Source organism: Alteromonas sp. AO-Serp (genome assembly GCF_017849675.1).
GTDB classification, from domain to species: Bacteria; Pseudomonadota; Gammaproteobacteria; order Enterobacterales; family Alteromonadaceae; genus Alteromonas; species Alteromonas macleodii.
Map to the genome: position 1 here is coordinate 1 of NZ_JAFLMX010000004.1, position 17,829 is coordinate 17,829.

The 17,829-nt window shown below is 44.2% G+C and carries 12 protein-coding genes; 5 read left to right on the forward strand and 7 right to left on the reverse strand.

From position 1 onward, the window contains the following. The 3 genes from QVA83_RS00485 to QVA83_RS00495 form a co-directional block, all read left to right on the forward strand. A partial coding sequence (locus QVA83_RS00485; RefSeq protein WP_287498000.1) for a glutamine amidotransferase-related protein occupies window positions 1–423 on the forward strand: 423 nt, incomplete at its 5' end. A gap of 59 nt (window positions 424–482) precedes the next feature. After that, the gene (eno, locus tag QVA83_RS00490) at window positions 483–1,775 is read left to right on the forward strand and encodes a phosphopyruvate hydratase (protein ID WP_014975823.1); all 1,293 of its coding nucleotides are present in this window, start codon (window positions 483–485) and stop codon (window positions 1,773–1,775) included. Between the two features lie 291 nt (window positions 1,776–2,066). Next, on the forward strand, window positions 2,067–3,158 hold the full coding sequence (locus QVA83_RS00495; protein WP_156077990.1) for a polysaccharide lyase family 7 protein: 1,092 nt from the start codon (window positions 2,067–2,069) through the stop codon (window positions 3,156–3,158). 202 nt (window positions 3,159–3,360) lie between these two features. Here the strand turns inward: QVA83_RS00495 and QVA83_RS00500 are convergent, their stop codons facing one another. After that, a complete protein-coding gene (locus tag QVA83_RS00500; RefSeq protein WP_156077989.1) occupies window positions 3,361–5,880 on the reverse strand; it encodes a poly(beta-D-mannuronate) lyase in 2,520 nt (839 codons plus the stop codon). 476 nt (window positions 5,881–6,356) lie between these two features. Here QVA83_RS00500 and QVA83_RS00505 point away from each other — a divergent pair, with 476 nt between their 5' ends. Together QVA83_RS00505 and QVA83_RS00510 are read left to right on the forward strand one after the other, a co-directional pair. Beyond that, window positions 6,357–9,461 (forward strand): TonB-dependent receptor, encoded by a 3,105-nt coding sequence (locus QVA83_RS00505; protein ID WP_039224966.1) that lies wholly within the window; start codon window positions 6,357–6,359, stop codon window positions 9,459–9,461. Window positions 9,462–9,534: 73 nt separating this feature from the next. After that, window positions 9,535–10,968 carry a polysaccharide lyase family 7 protein gene (locus QVA83_RS00510; RefSeq protein WP_156077988.1) on the forward strand — a complete coding sequence of 478 codons (1,434 nt, stop codon included), beginning with the start codon at window positions 9,535–9,537 and terminating at the stop codon, window positions 10,966–10,968. Between the two features lie 146 nt (window positions 10,969–11,114). On the opposite strand, the gene QVA83_RS00515 is transcribed toward QVA83_RS00510, so the two are convergent. The 6 genes from QVA83_RS00515 to QVA83_RS00540 all read right to left on the reverse strand — a co-directional run bounded on the left by QVA83_RS00515 (window position 11,115) and on the right by QVA83_RS00540 (window position 17,829). Continuing rightward, window positions 11,115–11,855, reverse strand: coding sequence for a FadR/GntR family transcriptional regulator (locus QVA83_RS00515; protein WP_014948497.1), 741 nt, complete (start codon window positions 11,853–11,855; stop codon window positions 11,115–11,117). A 362-nt stretch (window positions 11,856–12,217) separates the two neighbouring features. Continuing rightward, window positions 12,218–12,835 (reverse strand): bifunctional 4-hydroxy-2-oxoglutarate aldolase/2-dehydro-3-deoxy-phosphogluconate aldolase, encoded by a 618-nt coding sequence (eda, locus tag QVA83_RS00520; protein ID WP_156077987.1) that lies wholly within the window; start codon window positions 12,833–12,835, stop codon window positions 12,218–12,220. A 125-nt stretch (window positions 12,836–12,960) separates the two neighbouring features. After that, window positions 12,961–13,896: a sugar kinase gene (locus QVA83_RS00525; protein WP_156077986.1), complete on the reverse strand. Its 936-nt coding sequence runs from the start codon at window positions 13,894–13,896 to the stop codon at window positions 12,961–12,963. A 67-nt stretch (window positions 13,897–13,963) separates the two neighbouring features. Continuing rightward, window positions 13,964–15,259: an MFS transporter gene (locus QVA83_RS00530; protein WP_014948494.1), complete on the reverse strand. Its 1,296-nt coding sequence runs from the start codon at window positions 15,257–15,259 to the stop codon at window positions 13,964–13,966. 2 nt (window positions 15,260–15,261) lie between these two features. Next, window positions 15,262–15,606, reverse strand: a complete 345-nt coding sequence (locus tag QVA83_RS00535) for a cupin domain-containing protein (protein ID WP_014948493.1) — start codon at window positions 15,604–15,606, stop codon at window positions 15,262–15,264. Between the two features lie 18 nt (window positions 15,607–15,624). Next, on the reverse strand, window positions 15,625–17,829 hold the full coding sequence (locus tag QVA83_RS00540) for a heparinase II/III domain-containing protein (RefSeq protein WP_156077985.1): 2,205 nt from the start codon (window positions 17,827–17,829) through the stop codon (window positions 15,625–15,627).

Genomic DNA, 17,829 nt, shown 5'->3' on the forward strand with positions numbered 1-17,829 from the left:
GACTCTGAAACCCCTTACCCTGTAGTCGGCCTTATCACTGAGTGGTTAGATGCTGCAGGAACAACTGAAACTCGTACAGAAAACTCAGATCTTGGCGGTACCATGCGTCTAGGTAGTCAGCTATGTCACCTTATTGAAGGTACAAAAGTTCATGAGATGTATGGTAATGCCGAAATTTATGAGCGTCACCGTCACCGTTACGAAGTAAACAACAACCTGCGTGACCAAATTGAAGCTGCAGGATTGAAAGTAAGTGGTTTGTCCACTGACAAGCGACTTGTAGAAGTGGTGGAAATCCCTGATCATCCTTGGTTCATTGCGGGCCAATTCCACCCTGAGTTCACATCAACTCCTCGGGATGGACACCCATTATTCACTGGTTTCGTTGCTGCGGCAGGAAAATACCAGAAAGAAAATCACTAATTTCTAATAAAAGGGGTGCTCTCTCCCGTTGCACCCCATTCAATTGTTGAGGAAAAAACATGGCGAAAATTAGTCGCATTATCGGACGCGAAATCTTAGATTCACGCGGAAACCCTACCGTAGAAGCAGATGTATACTTAGAATCAGGCGTAATGGGCCGTGCTGCAGCACCATCTGGTGCATCTACTGGTAGCCGCGAAGCACTAGAGCTACGCGACGGCGACAAGTCTCGATACCTAGGTAAAGGTGTAACAAAGGCAGTTGCAGCAGTTAACGATACCATCGCGCCAGCGCTTATCGGTAAAGACGCACTAGCGCAAGCTGATATCGACGGCATCATGATTGACCTTGATGGCACAGAAAACAAAGAAACCCTTGGTGCGAACGCAATTCTTGCAGTTTCTCTTGCTGTAGCTAAAGCGGCTGCGGCGGAAAAAGGCGTAGCGCTTTACGAGCACATTGCAGACCTAAACGGTACATCTGGCCAATACTCTATGCCAGTACCTATGATGAACATCATCAACGGTGGTGAGCACGCTGACAACAACGTAGACATTCAAGAGTTCATGGTACAGCCAGTTGGCGCGAAGAGCTTCAAAGAAGCACTACGTATGGGTGCAGAAATCTTCCACGCTCTTAAGAAAGTACTGTCTGCTAAAGGTCTTAATACAGCAGTTGGTGACGAAGGTGGTTTTGCGCCTAACCTAAGTTCAAACGCTGAAGCGCTTGCAGTAATCGTAGAAGCCGTTGAAAACGCTGGCTACAAAATGAATGAAGACATCACCCTTGCACTAGACTGCGCGGCGTCTGAATTCTATAAAGAAGGCAAATACGTACTATCTGGTGAAGACAAGAGCTTCGATTCAGAAGCGTTTGGCGATTACCTTGCTGACCTTTCTTCACAATACCCAATTGTATCTATTGAAGACGGCCTGGACGAAAGCGACTGGGACGGCTGGGCAAGCCTAACTAAGAAGATTGGCGACAAAGTACAGCTAGTTGGTGACGACTTGTTTGTAACTAACACTAAAATTCTTAAGCGCGGTATTGATAACGGTATTGGTAACTCAATCCTTATCAAGTTCAACCAAATCGGTTCACTAACTGAAACCCTTAACGCTATTAAAATGGCAAAAGATGCGGGCTTTACGGCAGTTATCTCTCACCGTTCTGGTGAAACTGAAGACGCCACTATTGCCGACCTAGCAGTAGGTACAGCAGCGGGCCAAATCAAGACGGGTTCACTATGCCGTTCTGACCGCGTTGCTAAGTACAACCAATTACTTCGCATTGAAGAAGCTCTTGGTGACGCTGCAACTTACAAAGGCCGTAGCGAAATCAAAGGTCAATAAAAAAGGCTCATTGAAAAGTCTTTATTGTGGACTGTTAACACAACATTGTTGTTAACCATCGTTTTTTTAAAAGCCAGTTAGCATTGCTATCTGGCTTTTTTATTACCCCTTAATCTAAATCTACAGCGAACCCACCACAAACCTTACCAATAACTAAAAAATGTAAAACCAAATTAAACTAATTGGTAAACCAATGGCAATATTGTTACTATGAAGTTGCGGAAACATTAACCTATGCTATGCGACCGCAGCCCTACGTATACTGCATTAATTACATAATAAGGCCTGTTTATGAAAGCAATTTTGCCAATCCAAAAGCGCTGGCTTGTTATCTCTAGTACATTCTCTAGTGTACTCGCCACTGCATTAGCAACCACAAGTCCAGTATGGGCGGAAGACCTCGCGCTGCATGCACAACAGTATGATTTAAGTGAGTGGTATTTAACGTTACCTGCAGACGGTAACAACGATGGAAAAGCTGACAACATTTCTGTTGAAGACCTTCAATCTTTTACGCATCCTTCGTTTTTCTATTTGAATAACGAAGGTGGATTGGTGTTCACCAGCCCTAACAAAGCATTAACTACAAAGAACTCTACAAATACGCGAAGCGAACTGCGCCACATGCTGCGTGGCAACAATAAGTCAGTTAAAACACAGTCAGCAGAAAATAGCTTTACCGTTGCCAGTAACCCCATAGCGCGACGCTTTGCCCGTGTGGGTGGAAAAATGCAGGCCACATTGAAAGTGAATCATGTAGCGCTAAGAGCTAAGTATCCCGAGAAACCACCAGCATATTCTGTGGTTGTAGGCCAAATTCACGCAACTAAATGGAAAAAGAAAGTAAAAGGCTTTGGCTGGGGCAATGAACCGCTAAAAATATATTTTAAAAAATGGCCTGAACACGAAACCGGCTCGGTATTTTGGACCTATGAGCGAAACCTTCCTAAAAGCGACCCAAAACGCAAAGACATTGCCTATCCTGTTTGGGGTAACCTGTGGACTGACAGTACCGACCCTGGCGCTCAAGGCATTAAGCTTGATGAGACGTTCAGCTACACCGTGAACGTTCATGGCGATATCATGCACCTTAGGTTCGAGTCAGAAAATCATGAAACCATTGAGTATTCCATTAACCTTGCCAATGCCGTTGATGCGTATGGACAGGTAGATAAATACGATCACCCCTACGGTTATACCCTTGATTGGAACTACTTCAAAGCTGGCGCTTATAACCAGTGCAGCACAAAAGACGACCCCGCATTCTGGTATCCGGCCTGTTTAGGCACGGGTAATTGGGAAGAAGATGAAAAAAATGGTGACTACACGCGAGTAACCTTTACTGAACTTACGGTGACAGAAAGTACACCAGAAGAGAACTAGAAAAGCCTTTGTTATTCACTGCGATTGTGAATACGTAAAAAAATGCCCCATTTATTGGGGCATTTTTGTTTATCTTACCGACAAAAATACTTGTTGGCGAAAAGGCTACAGCTTCAATACTCGCTTAACTGATATACCAAACTGCAATACAGTGTTGCTTTACCTAGTAAGTGTGCCTAGTTAATTTGTTTAGTTGATTTTTTTAGTTACTCAGAGCCGGTGCTTCCCACGTTGAATAAGGCCCAACCATGTTTTCTTCAATAAAGATAAGGTCGTCCAGCGCTGCACCAATACCGGCATCGCTACCCGTACCTTCCACTAACTTATTCGCAGTGGGTTCACTCAAGCTTGCACCGTCTTCTGAATTGTCAGCCAATATGTTGCCATCAACACCATCAACCAAAGATGTGTTATCGCGCTTTGGCATTATCGGTGTTAAATCAGCAACGGTTTGAGCATAAATATGGTTATTATCATAGTCAGAATCGTTATCTAATGCACAACCATGAGCAGGATATTCATCTTGCTTAATCGCTGTAGCACCAGCACCAGAAGCCGTGCCGAAGATGTTGTTGTCTGCGCTTTGATTAGCAATAAGGTTACTGTCGAAGTCCAAGGTGTAATCAAGATTAGTACAGTTTTCTGCGCCGTCGCGAGAAGAATCATCTTCAAACTGAATGGCGTTAGTTGTATTTAATATCGTGTTACGAGCAATAACCGTATTTAAATCAAGGCCTGCATCAATCAGTGTTTGCGTAGATGAGTTACCGCTGTCGATATAATCAGAATCGATATGCAGTGCTGCGCGGTCTGAAGAATTAGTAATGATGTTAGCAACAAAGTTGTCGGTAATTGCATGGCCTAAAGGCGTGAAAGCAATACCACCGTCTTTATTATTAGTACCTTCTACTCCGCCAACGGTTGCCGTATAAGGTTCTCCGCTTGAGATAATGATATTTTGCGACACGGTATTACCATAGCCATTTCGCAACTCGACATTCCCCCAAGAGTTTACAATCGTGTTGGCATGAATACTATTACCGCCACCTTGAACAATAATAAGACCACGATCCACAAGTACGCGATCGAAACGGTTATATTGAACCACATGTTCGCCGCGACCCGCGCCATCGCCACTACCAGAGCGACCAACCTGAACAGCGTGACTACCTGAGTCAGTGTCGAACTCTCCGTCACCGTCAATAGTGGTAGGTAGGAAGTCTTTGAACAGATTGTATTGAACAATGTTACGCTGATGATCGCCCAATGAGTTAGGCGTGTCACCGACACCTAGGAACATGCTAATAGCAGAGCCTTCTTCAGCTTCGTTGACGCTTTTACCAGTAAATAGGTTACGTTCAATAATATTGTCGGTACCACTAACCGTGATGTAGTGAGACTCATCACTTGAACCTAAATTGGGTCGCGTAGCACCTGAGTCGCTCAAGAAACTAGCGTTTTTAATAGTATTGCCAGAGCCGTTTAGGTCAATTGAACCACGACCTTCACCGCAGCTCCCCGCAACGGGTATCACTAACTCTTCAAACACAAGACCATCTAATACTACACCGCTGACTGACGAACTGAATGCAATACACGTAGTGCCTGAAATGACCGCGTTAGTTTCTGCTACCCGTTTAATAAGAAGATTATTTTGTGCGATAGAAAGCTCAGCCATATCTTCATAATCATCTGCAGTATCACTTGTATTTAATACATCCGCGATACCAATTGAATCGCCTTCTTGCGCGTTAGCTAGCGCTGCAGTGAGCGACACTTCACCTTGCACATAAAACGTAAATATCTGGTCATCTGCACTTTTCGAAAGGTCTTCTTCATAGTTCGCATCATCTGTGTAAGATACGTTAATTGAAAGCACTTTGCCTAAGTCTGCGTCTGTTACGACTAATGTTGCTTCTGTTGCACCATCGATATTGACCGCTGTAGATAAATCTTCACCAACGTTACGCGACTGCCACTGGTAACTAATTTCACCTGAAACGCCATTGGCATCAACAGGGGTAGGTGCAGTAAGCGTGGCACCTACTGTTAGCTCACCAGTAATAGGGTCGTCAAGCGAGCCCGTTACATTATCAGCCGGCACTGGTGCAATAGCTTCAGTAGGCTCAGAGGTAATTGATTCGTCAAATCCACTATCGTCAACATATGAAGCCATAGCCGTAATGGCAGTTCCTTCGTAAGCCTCAACAAGCTCAAGCGAATTAGATACAGCTCCTTCGATAACATCGCCGTCTGAGGCCCAGCTGTAAGTTACGGTGCCAGACAAACCATTATCGTCTGTTATGTCTGCCGTTAACGTTTGCCCTACCGTTGTAGAGCCTGAAATGGTAATAACACCCTCAAAGTTAACAGGCAACGCTTCTACCACCTCGGTTTCTTCTGTAGTAAAACCTTCACGCGTGTTGCCCAGGTCGACGTACGTAACCGCTACACGAATACGTGTACCAGCTTCATTTACCGTAAGCGTGTAAGAAGCATCGGTTGCATCTGCTATTGGTGTACCATCTGCAAACCATGTAAACACCACTGTGTTTTGATCAATACCGTCAGGGTCACTGACTGATGCAGTTAACGTCTCTCCTTCCTTAGCCGTTCCAGAAAGAGATAAGGCACCAGGCTGGTTTGTAGCACCATCATCACCACCGCAACCCGCAAGCCCTAGGCTTAAGGCGCTAAGCGTTAAAATACTTATTTTTTTCATTATTACTCTCGCTGCTTATTTTCTTTGATGCTGATAAACCCCACTGCCAAAAACTTACCAATAGAGAAAACCAACCTTACCAATACATACAACCAAAATAGTTATTGGTATGTAACCACAAAGAATTTATTATTACCACCAGAAAAACAAACTGATAACATTTTTTTGACATCGAGAACCACTAACCACTGAACACCAAAACATTAATGGATTGATTTATATATATTTAATAGCCTTTTAGCAGATAAAAGCACGATCTACATCTTTTGGCTATCCGTCTCATAGATAAGCGAAATAATGACAATTTTAATTATTTTCTTGTAAATTTGTTGCCAATACGTAAACAAACCCTTAGCATTGGCTTTACACAATGAAACAAATTGGTAATAACAGATATGCGTTTTGGTTAGATTTAATAACCAAATAAATTGCTGAAAGCCCTACAAAACAAAAGACACAGCATTATGGAAGCCACGATGATAAATCAGAGAAAACCAAATCCGTTCGTACACGCCATTCGCGCCAAATACTTCAGCCCAGCTCTGGTTTATGCTGCGTGCTCTGCAGGTCTGCTTATGAGCGCCCCAGTTTCAGCGCAAGAAGCAGATGCTGCCGATGAAGAAACAACCGAAATTATCGAAGTTAAAGGTATTCGAGGTACTATTCAAAGCTCTATCTCGATAAAGCGTGAATCAACTGAAATTGTTGATGGTATCTCTGCTGACGACATTGGCGACCTGCCTGCTTTGTCTATTGGTGAGGCATTAGAAACCCTTACTGGCGCGTCTTCTCACAGAGAGCAAGGCGGTGCAACGGAAATTTCAATTCGAGGCCTTGGCCCTTATCTAGGCAGTACGGTAATGAACGGTCGTGAAGCAGCGAACGGCAGTGGTGACCGCTCTGTAAACTTCTCTCAGTTTCCATCAGAGCTTTTTAATAAAGTTGCGATTTATAAAACACAGTCTGCTGAGCTGATTGAAGGCGGTGTTTCAGGTCAAATACATTTAGATACCATCAAACCATTAGATTTCGGTAAACGCCGCTTTCAGTTTGAATATAAAGGTAACTGGAATCCAGACAATACAGATTTAGAAGACCCTATTCGCGACTTTGGCCAGCGTATTACCAGTAGCTTTGTGGACCAATTTGAAACTGAACGATTCGGCGACATAGGTATATCTGTAGGCTATCAAAAGAACGTAACGACCAACCCCGAACAGGAAGCTCGAACAGGAACGAGTTGGGATGCATGCAGAGTTTCACCAGCATTTGGTGACGGAATTAACAGCAGCCGCACAGACTGTGAAGATAACGGCGGCGCGCTAAATTTAATTACTGATGGTACCGGCGCAGCGCCTGATGCTTCGGAGCCGTTTATCTTTTCTCGCTCGCAAAACTCGTTTAGACAAAACGTTACCGACGACGATAGAGAATCATTCTTCGGTGCTATCCAGTGGCGCCCTAATAACAAGCTAGAGGTAAATGCCGACGTACAGCTTTCAGATAGAACCTTTAGTGAAGTAAGAAACGACCTCGTCTTTGCCGAAGTCAACCACATTGATGGCTATACCACGCCAGCGTCAGAAAGACTCCCCTTTGACCTTGTGGCTACCTCTAACGGTGCACTAAGACAATTTACAGCTACGCAAAACATTGAAACAAACAGCCAATTTGCAGAACGCCTTGAAGAGTACACTGGAGGAGGCTTACGTTTCGACTATACGGTAAACGATAGACTAAGCATATCTCTTGACCTATCTACCTCTGAAACTGAACGACGCGAAAATATTATTCAAACCAGACTGCAGTCGGAAGATGTAGACATCTACGGTAATGATGTACTGGGAGCGGATGGTAACGGTGAAGTAAGAACTGCAGCACAGATATTTGCCAACGGTTCTCTTGTACCTACATGGACACTTCAAGACTTCGACGTTAACTACCACGGTGCTTTTGCTGATGAAGCAAGAACACGCCTAGATCTAAACCAATTTAGAAATAACAAGATTTCAGCGGTACGCGCTGACTTCGACTACATACCAGACTCTGAATTTATCATTGGTGTAAAAGGTGGTGTTAGGCTATCTAAGTTAGAATACGACAGCGTACCTGGTGGCAGTGGTACCAACAACCGAACAGAGGTAACGTTCAGTGATGAAGCGGCAGCTATGGCTAATGATGCTTGCCGAAACAACGCATTTCCTGAATCAGGCTTCTTTGACGATGAGACTGGAGGCGCGCCGCTTTTCACCAACGTTGATAGCGAAGGTAACGTAATTAGCGCAGGAACAGGTAACTCTTTCGCTACGTTCGATCCAATCTGTTTAGCAGAGACATTGCTAGGCACAGTGACTAATGATGCGGGAGAGGTGCTAACAATCGCTAACGCCTTCCCAACGGTTGATGATTCAGATAGACAAGATATTGCAGCTGTTGACGTTGAAGAGAAAACCATCGCGGCCTATCTGCAGGCAGACTACGACACTTTCATAAATGATTATGGTGTACGCGGCAACTTTGGTCTTCGCATTGTAAGAACAGAAGTATCGTCTCTGTCATATCGAGGACCCTTACAGGCTACACGCGATGAAAACGGCCTAATTACAGGCATTGCCCCTATTACTGACGAACTCATTCAAGTAGAAGGCGGCGGTGATTACACTGAGTTACTTCCAAGCTTCAATTTAATCGTAGACCTCTCGGATGAGGTTATGTTTCGCGGCGCTATTTATCGCGGCCTGTCACGCCCAGATCCATCAGACCTAGGCTTTGGCAGAAACTTCTTAGGCCTAGACGAAGACAGCGACACTGGCGAGATATCAGATGCGCTTGCGCGCGCAGTGGCAGTAGGTAACCCAGTACTTGAACCTTTCCTATCTTGGAATGTAGACACCGCTATTGAGTGGTATCCAAACGAAGATACTATTCTTGCGCTTGGTTTGTATTACAAAAGCTTTGAAGGTGGCTTCTCAAACACGTCTCAAACCGAAATTTTTGAAGTTGATGGTGAAGAATTAGAAACCATCGTTACTGCGCCTCAAACTAGCGACGATACCAGCACTATCTATGGTGCTGAAATTACCGCTACACACTCATTTTCATACCTAGATAGCTGGTTAAGTGGTTTTGGTATAAAGCTTAGCTACAACTACGCAGACTCGAATTTTGAATTTCAAGATGAGAGCTTCGGCGAATCAACAGTTATCGACCCTAGCTCGGGTGATTTAATTTCGCGTACGGGCATTGTTGCACCAGCTAACCTGTTCGGTTTTTCAGAGCACGTTATTTCTACGCAGCTCTATTATCAATGGGAAGACTTAAGCGCATCTATTAACTACAAGTACAGAAGCAACTACTTCCAGCAGTTTGTTAATACGCCTGGCGCTATTCGATTCATAGACGATACGGAAGTATTTGAGGCGCGTGTGTCTTATCGCCTGAATAAGAATTGGAAGTTTAGTCTAGAGGCTATCAATATCTTTGATGAGCCCAGACGCCAGTATCGCCCAACCCAAGACAACTTTGCAGAAATTAATGTGTACGGTCAAAGAGTCTTCGCTGGCGTGCAATTCCGCTATTAACCAAGGTTTCACTGTGAGTAATTGGGGCCCGAACATGGGCCCTTTTTTTCTTCAACGCCAGTAAGGAATGTATATGTTTCGCTTATTGCTTGTTTTACTAACGCTTACTTCGCTAAATGGCTGTGGCTCTTCTTCATCGTCCACAACCTCGCAAACGCCTTTACCAGACGATAGCTCTGCGCCAACACCGTCTCCCATTCCCCCAACAAATGAGACGGAAGCATGTAGCGCGTTACCATTAACAGGGTTAAGCGCATCGGCGACTGAAGAAAAAGCGCCTTTTAATGCATCTAAAGCTATCGACGGCGATACCTCTAACGCCTCTCGTTGGCAATCAACAGGCACTAATTCTGCGCTCGTGCTTTCATTTGATAGCGACCAACAACTAGGTGCTCTTCAAATTAAGTGGTATGACAGCGAAGCTCGCGCTTATCGCTTTTCTATTGAAACCTCACTAGATGGTGAAAGCTGGGATACACAGCGATCAAATATCAACTCAAATACACAGCTTGCGGGTTTCGAGCTTTATTCATTACCAGCGCTTGTAACGTCTCGCTATATACGTGTTACCCCGTTTGGAAACTCTGTTAATGACCATAACGCAATAGTTGAGGTTCAGTTATTCAATTGCACTGAAGGCGACGGTGAAATTTCATCTGCACTTACTTCAACTGCGGGTATCGATTTACAAGACTGGTATTTAAGCATTCCAACAGACAATGATGACTCAGGCACGGCTGATAACATAGGCGAAACTAGGCTTCAGCAGGGGTATACCAACTCCGAATATTTCTATGTAGGTAACGATGGCGCGTTAGTGATGCGCTCTCCTACAATCGGTTTTAAAACCTCTGTAAACACCAATTATGTTCGCGTTGAGTTACGTGAAATGTTGCGACGCGGCGATACCAGTATTAAGACCCAAGGCGTTAATAAAAACAACTGGGTACTCTCCTCCGCCTCTCAGGCAAATCAAGATGCTGCAGGCGGCGTGAATGGTCGTTTACGGGTTGAGATGGCGGTAAACGAAGTTACCACTACAGGCGAGAATTTCCAAATAGGCCGCGTGATCATAGGTCAAATACATGCTAACGATGACGAGCCAATACGCCTGTACTACCGCAAGTTGCCTAGTAATAACTTAGGCGCTATTTACTTTGCCCACGAGCGCAGAGCAGTGGCAACAGCGAATGGCGAGAAAGAAGAAATATGGGTAGAAATGATCGGCTCGCGAGACAGTGATGCAAACAACCCCACTGATGGCATAGCACTTAATGAGCGTTTTACCTACGTTATTGACGTTGAAGGTGACACGCTCACCGCAACGATTTCAAGAGAAGGAAAGTCTGACGTCACCCGTTCTTTAAATATTGGGAATAGTGGTTATGATGAAGATGATCAATATCTGTATTTCAAGGTAGGTGTATATCACGTTAACAATTCTGCAAATGAAGCAGAGCGTGTAGTTGCCAGCTTTTATTCAATTGAGAATGAACATGGTAACTAGCAACTACTGATATGAGGTGGAACGGAGAAATCCGTTCCCAAATGGCATATTTTGTACGGTAATGGCTTTGTTCGTACGCTAATGGCTTATTTTGTGCGCTGATGGCTCATTTTGTGCGCTGATGGCTCACTTTGCGCGCTAATGGCTTAGTTAGTACGCAAATGGCTTAATGAATAAAGATCGCGAGTTTGACTGCTTTTCTTTCTCACTTCTTCTAGCGCCTGCGCCTCGCTCGCTGCAAACAGCGCGTCGATTAAGCGATTGAAGTGAGCATGCATAGCAGCTCTCGCGGCCTGTGAATTTCTCGCCTTTAAGCTTTCGAAGATTTCATAATGCTCTTCCAGTCTATCTTGGTCAGACTGACTACAAACCGTGCTGTAAGCTTGAATGATTTGAGGCTGTGAATCTCGTAACGACCAGAACTTATTTACTGCCAACAGTATGGCTTTATTGCGCGTGGCACGTGAGATAATGATATGAAAATCACGGTCAGCTTCTTCCGCATTTACCCCGGTTTTCATTGCTTCTAATGTCTTCTCAAGGGCAGAAAGCTCTTCATCAGTAATCGACAATGCAGCTAAAGCAGCCGCTTCACCTTCTACAAGTGCTCTTGCTTGAGTCAGCTCGAATGCACTTATTTGTTCTGTGGTAGCGTCTTCTTTGTCTTTTGGCTTATCGAGTACGTAAACGCCAGACCCCGTCTTCACTTCAACATGCTGAAGTACTTCAAGGGCAATAATAGCCTCTCGGATCGTCGGACGGCTTACATCGAATGTCTCAGCTAACTCACGCTCGGCGGGTAAACGCGTTCCTGGTGGGTAAAGACCTGATGCAATTAACGCCTTTATTTTTTCTGCAATTTGCCAGAACATTCGACGACTTTTCATGTTCGAAACCTTTTCAATTAAACGTAGTGCGCATTACGCGCCCACTATGCAACTTTCTCTAGCTCTGGCGGTATATTTATTTTTCTGCCGTTGCAGACTACCCGTCGAACTAAATTGCTATTCTTAACTTTATATAGCGTCAATATACACGCAATTGGTAATATTTCAATTCAAGCTCTCAAGCAAGCAAAATAAAAACATTAGCATTTATTATCAACAACTTAATTATAATCGTCTTTTGGCGATTGAACAAAATTAAAACAAGAAATCGAAAAAAAAGTGTATCAAACTACAATTTGGTCATACAAGTAGGTTAGTTAATGAGAACAAAGGGCGGATAAACGCCCCTTCTAAGCAAAAAATTATGCGTTTGCCTCTTGGCAAGACTGCGTTATTGCTTCCCAGTTTTCTTCGCTTACCCACTCTTTTTTCGCGACCCACGTTCCACCAACTGCAAATACGTTAGGTAGCGAAAGGTAATCAGTTTTGTTCAATTGATTCACGCCGCCTGTAGGACAAAACGTAACATCGCGAAATACCGATGACACTGCTTTCAAAAAAGGTGCACCACCTGATAGAGATGCTGGAAAAAGCTTTTGTTCAGTGAAACCAGCTTCAAGGGTCATAAGTATGTCTGCAGTATTCGACACACCAGGCAATACAGGTATCTGACATGCCTCTAACGCATTTAACAGTGAATTAGATACCGCAGGCGTCACGATAAAGTCACTGCCCACTTCAATAGCGGCAGATAATACCTCTTCGTTTATCACTGTGCCTGCCCCCACAATGAGTGAAGGTACTTCTGACTTAATGGCGCTAAGCGCTTCAAGTGATGCCTCTGTTCTAAGCACAACCTCTACAAGGTTTAAGCCTGCCTTCGACATTGCTTTCGCAATATTCACACCTTGCTCAGGGGAATCTGCCTGAATAATTGGCAACAGGGTTTGGCCTGACATAAGTTCAGAAAAGCGTGTCATAAAATGGTCTCTCTATTTGTTGAATGTTAATAGGCCTTAACCTGAAAGGTGTTCTGCAAACAGTGTGATGGATGTGCCACCGCTTACATCTAACAAAAAATAAGTGTCAATTGTTCAGTAATTATTTAGCGTTGTTCAGCTAATGCCGTTTCAACGATTCCTCGTGGGATGATTGCTCCGCGATGCTGAATCACAGTGCCTGCTGCTTTTGCTGCAAGTTCAACCGAACGAGAAATAGGCACATCATTAAGCCTGCCGCCTAAATACACACCGTTAAATGCATCGCCGGCCGATGTGGTATCGACTACGTTGGCAACTGGCACAATAGCGTGCTCCAAACGCTCACCGTCTAACACGGTGAGCACTGATAAAGGTCCATTCTTGATAACGATTTCACTGACGCCAAATGATTCGCAAAGGGCTAAGGCATCGTTTGCACTTTCAATATCAAAAAGCTCAATAATGTCTTCCACGCCAACGAGTGCTACATCACAAAGCGAAAGTGCCTGCTTGAAGTTCTTACTTGCTTCATCAGGTGTTTCCCAAAGTCGTGCACGATAGTTAGGGTCGAACACAATTTTTACGCCACTCTCTTTTAACGCCTCAATAAAACGGAAGAACGACGGCCGTTCGTCGCGTGGGATAATGGCAATGGAAATACCAGAGAACATAAACATATCGTTTTCAGACAATGTGCTTAACGCTTCTGGTTTAAGGAATGACATGATGGTTTTAGCGGCAGATTGTGATCGCCAATAGGTAAAGCTGCGCTCTCCCGAAGCATCAGTATCAATTAAATACAGACCTGCAGAGCGATTTTCATTTGAAAACACAAATGAGGTGTCTAGCCCTTCCACTTCAAAGTTGCCCTTCATGCGAGAGCTAAAGGTGTCGTTTCCGACGACAGTAACAAACCCCACCTGTATATCAGAAAAACATCGCTTTAAGTAAACGGCAGAATTGTACACATCGCCTGCGAACGATTGATGTAGCGATGTATCAGAGCCTTCATTTGAGCGCAGTTCAACCATGCATTCGCCCATAAAGCTTAGCTTTTTCATTTGGTACGCCTTGTTTGGTAATTCATAGAGACTGTGGGCTGATAAAATCGAGCCCACAGTAAAAACACTATTGCTTTATTGGTTCGATTTTAGGAATAAGAAGCCACACCGCAGCAGCGGCAATAATGGCAAGCGATGCGCCAATAATAAAAGCAGGAGTATAGTTGCCATCGGCGGTTAACATAGGTACCAATGACGTTAACCCTACAGCGCCTAATTTCGCGGCCATTCCGGAAAACCCAGACAAGGTTCCCACCGACTTTTTACCTAATAAGTCGCTGGGTAGTGTTTGAACATTTCCGATAGCCGTTTGAAAACCAAATAAAATGACAGCCATAATCAACACCGCTGTAATTGCAGACCCCGGATTTGCCATCGCCAGTAGCGAAGGAAGCATAATCACACAACCCAGCGTGATAACGAGTTTTCGGGTTTTATCGGTATTCCAGCCTGCCTTTATGCGGTTCTGCGCGAGTAAGCCGCCGAACCATGCGCCCAGCATGGCGCCAACATATGGAACCCATCCATACAGACCAATAGACTTAACATCCATGCCATACACTTCGTTAAGGTAAATTGGGATCCAGAACACGAACAACCACCAAATAGGGTCGATAGCAGCGGAAGCGATAATTACGCCCCAACTTTGCTTTTTCGACAGTAGCTCCTTTGTAGAGGGATTGTATTCGCTCTCACAATCAGCGGCGTCATCACTCGAAACCATGCGCTGGCCAGTGAGTATGTACTGCTTTTCTTCATCAGTTATCCACGGGTGTGAGCCAGGCGGAGCTTTAACAAGAACAAGCCACGGCACCAGCCATAAAAAGCCCAAAGACCCCACAACAATAAAAATAAGCTGCCAACTAAAGTAAATGGTCATCATAGCGATAGCTGGGATAGCAATTATTCCACCTATCGCAGCGCCAGAATTAAAAATACCCTGTGCCAACGCACGCTCTTTAGTTGGAAACCACTCGGCATTGCCTTTCGCTGCGCCTGGCCAGTTACCCGCTTCTGCTACACCAAGAATGGCGCGAAAAATAGCAAAACTCAGAAAGCCTTGTGCAAATGCGTGAAGCACGGTAGCAAGAGACCACACGCCTATTGATAATACAAACCCAATACGGGTACCTATCCAATCGAAGATTTTTCCGAAAATAGCTTGCCCAAAGGCGTAAGCGAAAACGAAGACAATAGAAATATTCGCATAAATTTGTTTGCGCTCTAATGCAGATTCGTCGGGAAATAGATCTTCAACAATGTCTGGCCAAAGCACACTGAGTGCCTGTCTATCGATGTAGTTAATTATGGTTGCTAGCGCGATAAGGGCAATTACCCACCATCGCAAGCCATTAATTTTCATTATTATTCTCCCACAAAATCTTCGCGAGCTGGGCTAAAAGTATCTATTAGAATGCCGCCTGTAGGGCAAACTGCACCATGCTCTACGTGAGGTGGGATAAGACAGCTATCCCCTTTCCTCAAAATCTTCATTTCACCACCAATGCTGAAATGAAACTCACCTTCTTCAACATACGTCACCTGAGAATGGCGATGTGCATGGGTATACCCTTCTGCACCTTTATCAAAAAATACCTTTACTGCCATAAGTTCATGATTAAACCCCAACATTTGACGCTTTAAGCCATTGCCTAAGTCTTCAATCTCTGTCTCGTTGCCAAATAAAAAATGTTCGCTTTGCTTATTCATAACGTAAATCCTAAAAAATTACAGCGCATACACAGCGAAACGGCTTGAAAGCGTGTAACGGTTTTTATCAAAATCAAAAGAAACAGACTCGGTCGACTCGCTACCGTCTGTGGTATTTATGGCTATTAGAAACTGCTGTTCAGCTGCTTTTATTACAAGTAAAAGCAATGTGTCGTTTTTTACTGTCTGAACTGATGTAATAATGCTTTCTGCACCCAAGGTATATTCCTTACTAGGGTTGTATTCACCGTGAGGCTCTAGAACGGAAACGAATTGGTGATGCGCCTTACCTTCTACCCTGCGTATCACGCTGCTCTCGTTGCGAAGATTGAAATTTGGGTCACCGGCACCTAGCTGGGTAAATAGAAAGGTTTCGTTGCCTTTTGCAACGCTGTGTTGTGAATAGAAACGGCCGTTACTATTTAGCCAAGTCACTCTAGCTATATCAGCTTTCGGAATACCCTTCGCCCTTAGCCACAAGTGCTGATATCCACTTACGCTTCCTAGTGCAGATAACGTATTGGTATAACCCTGATATTCAAAGTTAGTATCAATTAAATGACCGCTATAATGCAGTGGTAAATCGTAGGTGTGCGGCTTGTCACTAGATACATCAAACACATCAACAACAATGCGCTTATTTAAGGTAGGTAAAGAAAGCAGCGCTATCGTTCTATCAAGTACAACATCGTCATAGGCAGTTTCGATGCTGGCGCGAGCAACTGTACCGTGCTCGTTATTTTCAAAGAAGTGTAGCGTAGGCGCATTCGCATTCGCCTTTTCCAAGTTAAAAGAGAAATGACTTTGCTCATCAACCACTACCGTATTGTGCGCAACGGTTTGTTTGGCATAGCTATTATTTTCTGGAAGGTAACGACCACCAAATTTGGCTTCTACATTTAAGAATCGTGCCGCACCATAGTCGGTTACAATCTCACTGCCTTTATCGTAAAGCTGCCATGTTAGTTTATCGAAATGCCCATGTCCTAAACCTTGGGCTGCAGGTTTAAATAACACTGTTTCACCCTGAGGTTCTTCAGTGCGCATAATTACTAATGCACCTTCATCGCCATCTTTACCGTCACCCAAGGCCATCGATTCGAAAATATAAGGCGTTGCTTTGTTCTCATCCAGCGCCTTCGCTACGTCAACACCATCGCCTGTGAGTACAATTCGCCCTTGCTGCTTGGCAATATCCAGTAAGCCTTTATCTTTTGTTTGCTGATACGCCACAGCAACACCATACACTAACTCAATAGTATCTATGCCTTTGCTTTTAATTGCGTCATTGATTGGGAAGAACAATCCATTGTAGCTAAGCTGAATGGTGGTATTTATTGCTTTAAGCAAAACCTTATCGCGGTGGTCGAAAATATTGCGTTGAGGCTCATTATTTTCAATTGCTTTAGCGAACGTAACGAACGGCATTAGCGCGTAGCGTTGGTAGTACGGCCCTTCGTTATAGTAGCCTTGAGGGGAAAATAGCGTATCGAGCTGTTTTAAAAAACCACCTTTGCCTGACTTTTCTAGGTCGTAAAGTGCTTTTTCAACCCATTCTGGTTCGTTTAACACATACCCTGCCATACCTACGCCAGCGGTAGCCCACGTTCCGTGGTTGTGTACTTTATTAAACGTAGACGGTTGACCCTCTGATAAGAACAACGCGACAGGACGCAACAGTTGGTTCTCAATTACGCTTCGCTCTTCTTCATCAAGCGCGTTGTATATCAAGTCGTAAGCTTGAATAGTATTCACAAGCCATACGGCTTCATTTAGGCTTTGCCAGAAGAAAACACCAGGGTTTTGGGCGTTCACTTTACGCTGTGGGTGCAACCCTAATGTAGGATAAAGTGCGGCATAATCTAACAAGAGATTTTTTACATAATTCGCATACTTTTCGTTATCACTAATTTGGTACACCACGCCAGCGTTATACATAAGCTGATAGTTCTTTTTATGACGTTCGTGAGTGTAACCACCGCCGCCGTCTTTTGGCACAGGAACAACGTTTGGCATTGCTAAATGCAAATCTACCTCTTGTTTAACTTGCAAATAAGCATCTTGGAAACGCCCTTCTTGCATTATGGCGTTGCGCATTTTTACAACGTCGTCTTGCGTGATCACCAAGTTAGGGTGAGCGGCAAGAGAAGAAAAAGAAAGCGAACAAAAAATGAAAAGTAAAAGCGCAGATTTTTGTTGTAGGGAACAGAGGTTTTTAATCAT

Excerpts from the sequence above, each read along its gene's own strand:
- QVA83_RS00535 (WP_014948493.1), bottom strand. The coding sequence starts at position 15,606 with ATGAATAAGCAAAGCGAACATTTTTTATTTGGCAACGAGACAGAGATT.
- eno (WP_014975823.1), top strand. The coding sequence starts at position 483 with ATGGCGAAAATTAGTCGCATTATCGGACGCGAAATCTTAGATTCACGC.
- QVA83_RS00515 (WP_014948497.1), bottom strand. The coding sequence starts at position 11,855 with ATGAAAAGTCGTCGAATGTTCTGGCAAATTGCAGAAAAAATAAAGGCG.
- QVA83_RS00510 (WP_156077988.1), top strand. The coding sequence starts at position 9,535 with ATGTTTCGCTTATTGCTTGTTTTACTAACGCTTACTTCGCTAAATGGC.
- QVA83_RS00495 (WP_156077990.1), top strand. The coding sequence starts at position 2,067 with ATGAAAGCAATTTTGCCAATCCAAAAGCGCTGGCTTGTTATCTCTAGT.
- QVA83_RS00530 (WP_014948494.1), bottom strand. The coding sequence starts at position 15,259 with ATGAAAATTAATGGCTTGCGATGGTGGGTAATTGCCCTTATCGCGCTA.
- QVA83_RS00540 (WP_156077985.1), bottom strand. The coding sequence starts at position 17,829 with ATGATTAAAAACCTCTGTTCCCTACAACAAAAATCTGCGCTTTTACTT.
- QVA83_RS00505 (WP_039224966.1), top strand. The coding sequence starts at position 6,357 with ATGATAAATCAGAGAAAACCAAATCCGTTCGTACACGCCATTCGCGCC.
- QVA83_RS00525 (WP_156077986.1), bottom strand. The coding sequence starts at position 13,896 with ATGAAAAAGCTAAGCTTTATGGGCGAATGCATGGTTGAACTGCGCTCA.
- QVA83_RS00500 (WP_156077989.1), bottom strand. The coding sequence starts at position 5,880 with ATGAAAAAAATAAGTATTTTAACGCTTAGCGCCTTAAGCCTAGGGCTT.
- eda (WP_156077987.1), bottom strand. The coding sequence starts at position 12,835 with ATGACACGCTTTTCTGAACTTATGTCAGGCCAAACCCTGTTGCCAATT.